This window comes from Nocardia sp. CWNU-33, assembly GCF_046764895.1.
Taxonomy (GTDB): Bacteria; Actinomycetota; Actinomycetes; order Mycobacteriales; family Mycobacteriaceae; genus Nocardia.
Genome location: NZ_JBKOQN010000112.1, coordinates 1 through 1,219 on the forward strand (window position 1 = coordinate 1; position 1,219 = coordinate 1,219).

At 64.5% G+C, this 1,219-nt stretch carries 1 protein-coding gene; it reads left to right on the forward strand.

Going from position 1 to position 1,219, the window contains the following annotated elements:
- Positions 1 to 1,219 (forward strand): AMP-binding protein (locus ACLMAL_RS39600; protein ID WP_412003766.1); only part of this gene is annotated, 1,219 nt, incomplete at both ends.

Consider the following 1,219-nt stretch of genomic DNA (forward strand, 5'->3'; position numbering starts at 1 on the left):
GTCGAGGTGCTCAACCCGGTGCGTTCGACGGCGCGCAACCCGCTGTTCCAGATGGGTCTGTCGTTCCAGAACATGGCCGAAACCTCCTTCGAGCTGCCCGGTCTCTCGGTGAGCGCGGTCGACTTCGATGCGCATCTGGCCAAGACCGACCTGCATGTGACGGTCTTCGACCGGTACGCCGACGACGGCACCCCGGCGGCGATCATCACCGAATTCGGTTACGCCACCGACCTGTTCGACGAAGCGACCGTGCAGGGCTTCGCGGACCGCTTCATGCGCATCATCGACGCGTTCCTCGCCGACGACTCGGTGATCGTGGGCGAGATCGACCTGCTCGGCTCGCAGGAGAGCACGCGGATTCTGACCGGCTGGAATGACACCGAGCATGCGGTCGATGCGGCCGCGACCTTGGTGTCGTTGTTGGACGCGACGGTTGCCGCGGCACCCGATGCCGCGGCCTTGGTGTCCGACGAGACCATTGGTGACCGGCAGGAACTCACTTATGCCGAGCTCGACGCTCGGGTGAATCGCCTGGCGCGGTACCTGATCGAACGCGGCGTCGCGCCGGAGGATCGGGTTGCGTTGGCGATTCGCCGGTCCGCCGACTTGGTGATCGCTATGTATGCGGTGGCGAAGTCGGGTGCGGCGTATGTGCCGGTCGATCCGGATCAGCCTGCCGATCGTGTCGGTTACATCCTCGACACGGCGGCACCGGCATTCGTGTTGACCTCCGGCCGTGACGGTTTCACGGCGGAGTCGGTTGAGACGGTCGCCATCGATGAGCTGGATCTGTCGGAGGTTTCGGCTGCCCCGGTGACGGTCGAGGAACGTCGTGGCGTGTTGACGGCCGCGAACACCGCATACGTGATCTTTACGTCGGGTTCGACGGGTCAGCCGAAGGGTGTCGCGGTATCGCATGGTGCGATCGCGAATCAGTTGCTGTGGAAGACAGCCGAATTCGGTCTCAATGCCGGGGACGCGGTGCTGTTGAAGACTGCGGCGACGTTCGACCTGTCGGTGTGGGAGTTCTGGTCTGCGGCGGTGTCGGGTGGTCGTCTGGTGATCGCTACCCCGGATGGTCACCGTGATCCTGCGTACCTCAATGAGTTGATGGCGCAGGAGTGGGTGACCACTCTGCATGTGGTGCCGTCCATGCTGGACGCGCTGCTGGCCGCCGAGTTGCCGGACTCGCTGTGGCGGGTGCTCGCCATCGGTGAAG